We start from the raw sequence: 3,743 nt of genomic DNA, 5'->3' as shown, positions 1-3,743 counted from the left end.
CGTCGGCAGCGTCAGCTGTGTATAAGAGACAGGCGGGGAGCCCGCCGTCATGACCACGATCTCGCCCCTGCGACACCGGCCGATGCTCAGCAGCCGCTCGTCCATCTGGGCCACCATCTCGTCGGTGGTCTGCACGGTGGGTGCCAGATGCGTCTCCACGCCCCAGGTTAGGGTGAGTTGGGCGTGGGTGGCCGGGTCGGGAGTGAAGGCGACCACGGGGATCGGCGACCGGTAGCGGGCGAGGCGACGGGCGGTGTCACCACTCTGGGTGAAGGCCACCAGCAGCTTGGCGTCGAGGAAGTCGCCGATCTCGGCGGCGGCGCGGGCGACGGCGCCGCCCTGGGTCCGCGGCTTGGTGCCCTCGGTCAGCGGCGGCAGGCCACCGGAGAGCATCACGTCCTCCGCGGCGGCCACGATGCGACTCATGGTCCTGACGGTCTCGACGGGATAGCGGCCGACGCTGGTCTCACCGGAGAGCATGACCGCGTCCGTGCCGTCCATGACGGCGTTGGCCACGTCGGACGCCTCGGCCCTCGTGGGGCGGGAGGACTCGATCATCGAGTCGAGCATCTGGGTGGCGACGATGACCGGCTTGGCGTTGCGCCGGGCCAGGGCGACGGCCCGCTTCTGCACCAACGGCACGGACTCCAGAGGCACTTCGACGCCCAGGTCGCCGCGGGCCACCATGATGCCGTCGAAGGCGTCGACGATGTCGCGGAGGTTCTCCTCGGCCTGGGGCTTCTCGATCTTGGCGATGACGGGGAGGAAACGGCCCTCCTCGGCCATCACCCGGTGCACGTCCTTGATGTCGTCGCCGCTGCGGACGAAGGAGAGGGCGATGACGTCGACCCCGGTGCGCAACGCCCAGCGCAGGTCCTCGATGTCCTTGTGGGAGAGGGCGGGCACGGAGACGGCGACACCGGGCAGGTTGAGACCCTTGTGGTCGGAGACGAGGCCGCCCTCGACCACCACGGTGCGGACCTCGGGCCCCTCGACGGCGGTGACTTCGAGGGCGACCCGGCCGTCGTCGACCAGAATGCGCTCACCCGGCCTGACATCGGAGACCAGGCCGGGGTAGGTGGTACCGCAGCGGTTGACGTCGCCGGCGACGTCCTCGGTGGTGATGGTGAATTCGTCGCCGTTCTCGAGGAGGACCGGGCCTTCGCGGAAGCTGCCGAGTCGGATCTTCGGGCCCTGGAGGTCGGCCAGAATTCCGATGCTTCGACCCTTTTCCTCTGCGGCGCGCCGCACGCGCTGGTAGCGCAGTTCGTGCTCGCGATGGGCGCCATGACTGAGGTTGAGCCGCGCCACGTCCATTCCGGCCTCGACAAGCGCGACGATGCGCTCATATGAGTCGGTAGCTGGCCCAAGTGTGCAAACGATTTTTGCTCGGCGCATAGGCCAACTGTAGGAGTTACCAGCGGGTAGCAGGCTATCCGGAAGTGACCACACGGCGGCAGGATTTTAAAGAGGAGACTGACAACTCACAGAATGAGCAACAGCCCGCTCTTTTGAGCCCCGCTTTTTCGCGTCGAGAAGGTCCGGACTAACGAATGGGAGAGTGCCCCCTTCCGCGGGCCGCAAACTCCGGTGTGCGGGACGGCCCGGCCGCGGGGCGGAGCCCGAAACTCGTGAAGGCGGCCCGCTCGGGCAGCGAGTAGCAGCGCTCGCCGGTCAGGGTGTTCAGGACGACGGCACTGCGGTGCGCGACGAGGCCCAGGTCGGGAGCGCCGACGCCGTGCGTGTGCCGCTCCGCGTTGAGCACGAAGACCGACCCGGTGATGCTCTGGTCCAGGTCGAGCCGGTAGTCGGGGTGGATCCGGGGCCGACCGGCCGCGTCCCGGCGGAGGGCCTGGTCGAGGGCGGGCAGCAGGGGGTCGAGCGGCCGGTCCCGGTAGCCGGTGGCGAGCACCAGGGCGCCGGTGGTCAGGCGGGAGCGCTCGCCCTGCTCCGCGTGGTCGAGGTGCAGCTCGATCTGGGTGGTGCCGAGGCGGCCCGCGGTGCGGACGCTGACCCCCGGGGTGAGCACGGCGTCCGGCCAACCACCGTGCAGCGAGCGGCGGTAGAGCTCGTCGTGGATGGCGGACAGCGTCTCGTGGTCGACGGCCTTGTGCAGCTGCCACTGCCGCCGCACCAGGTCGTCCCTGGTGGACTCGGGGAGCCCGTGGAAGTAGCGGGAGTAGTCGGGGGTGAAGTGTTCGAGGCCGAGCCTGCTGTACTCCATGGGCGCGAAGGCGGGGGTGCGGCTGAGCCAGTGCAGTCGCTCGCGGCCCTCGGGCCGGCGGCGCAGCAGGTCGAGGAAGATCTCGGCGCCCGACTGCCCCGAGCCGACCACGGTGATGTGCTCGGCCGCGAGCAGCCGGTCGCGGTGGTCGAGGTAGTCGGCCGAGTGGAGCACCGGGATGGTGGTGGTCTCGGCGAGGGGACGCAGCGCCTCGGGGATGTGGGGGGCGGTGCCGATGCCGATGGCGAGGTGACGGGCGTGGGCGCGGCCGACGGCCTCCGCCTCGCCGTGGGGGCCGAGGCGGGTGAAGTCCAGGTCGAAGACGGCGTCGTCGGCGTTCCACCGGATGGCGTCGACCTGGTGGCTGAAGTGCAGCCCGGGCAGTTGGCGGGTGACCCAGCGGCAGTAGGCGTCGTACTCGGCGCGGTGGCTGTGGAAGCGCTCGGCGAAGTAGAAGGGGTAGAGCCGCTGTTGGTGCCGCAGGTAGTTGAGGAAACTCCAGGGGTTGGTGGGGTCGGCCAGGGTCACCAGGTCGGCGAGGAAGGGAACCTGGAGGGTGGTGCCCTCGATCAGCAGCCCGGGGTGCCAGTGGAACTCGGGCCGGCGTTCGTACCAGGCGGCGCGCAGCCCGGGAATGGGGAAACTCAGGGCGGCGAGCGACAGGTTCGCGGGGCCGATGCCGATACCGGCGAGGTCGAGTGGGGCTTCGGTCTCAGTGGTGGTCACCGGCGGGGTCCTTCGGGGTCGTGCCGTCGTACTGGTCGAGGACGAGCTTGATCAGGGCGGTCAGATCGCTGTGCTGGACTTGGGGGTTGAGCAGGGTGGCCTTCAGCCACAGGGCGGGCCGGCCGTCGGGCCCGGCGGCGGTGGCGCGGCCCAGGACGGCGCGGCCGTCCGTGAGGAGCCGGCGTCTGACGGCGGCGACCTGGGGGGCGGTGGCGCCGGCCGGGCGGAACAGCACGGTGCTGATGGCCGGCGCGGAGTGGAGTTCGAGCCGGGGCTCGGCGGCGATCAGCGTGGCCAGGTCGGCGGCCGCGGCGCAGGTGCGGTCGATGAGGGCGGCGAGCCCGGTCCGGCCGAGGGCTCGTAAGGTGACGGCGATCTTGAGGACGTCGGGGCGGCGGGTGGTGCGGATCGAGCGGCCGAGGAGGTCGGGCAGCCCGGCCTCGGTGTCGTCCTCGGCGTTGAGGTAGTCGGCACGCTGGCCGAGGGGGGCGAGGGCCGCCGCGTCGGGCACGGTGAGGAGCCCGGCGGCGACGGGCTGCCAGCCGAGTTTGTGCAGGTCGAGGGTGACGCTGTCGGCGCGGTCGAGACCCGCGAGCTTGGCCCGGTGGGTGGGGCTGAGGAGCAGCGGCCCGCCGTAGGCCGCGTCGACGTGCAGGCTGGTGGGGCGGCCGGCGTGCCGGGCGGCGGCGACGGCGTCGGCGAGCGCGGGGAGCGGGTCGATGGCGCCGCTGTCGGTGGTGCCCGCGGTGGCCACCACCAGGGCCGGGGTGGGGCCGCCGGGGACGCACTCCAG

At 71.5% G+C, this 3,743-nt stretch carries 3 protein-coding genes; all 3 read right to left on the bottom strand.

All coding sequences use genetic code 11. From position 1 onward, the window contains the following. The coding region (pyk, locus tag E1283_RS33615; RefSeq protein ID WP_132821954.1) for a pyruvate kinase at positions 1-1,398 on the bottom strand (1,398 nt) is incomplete at its 3' end. A 148-nt stretch (positions 1,399-1,546) separates the two neighbouring features. Then, on the bottom strand, positions 1,547-2,950 hold the full coding sequence (locus E1283_RS33610) for a lysine N(6)-hydroxylase/L-ornithine N(5)-oxygenase family protein (protein ID WP_132821953.1): 1,404 nt from the start codon (positions 2,948-2,950) through the stop codon (positions 1,547-1,549). After that, positions 2,937-3,743, bottom strand: an 807-nt coding sequence (locus E1283_RS33605; RefSeq protein ID WP_243745285.1) for a pyridoxal phosphate-dependent decarboxylase family protein, incomplete at its 5' end; no start/stop codon positions are given. The genes E1283_RS33610 and E1283_RS33605, both read right to left, overlap by 14 nt.

This window comes from Streptomyces hainanensis, from assembly GCF_004348415.1.
Classification (GTDB): Bacteria; Actinomycetota; Actinomycetes; order Streptomycetales; family Streptomycetaceae; genus Streptomyces; species Streptomyces hainanensis.
The sequence above is the reverse complement of the archived record's forward strand: the minus strand, read 5'-3'. Positions and strand labels throughout refer to the sequence as shown.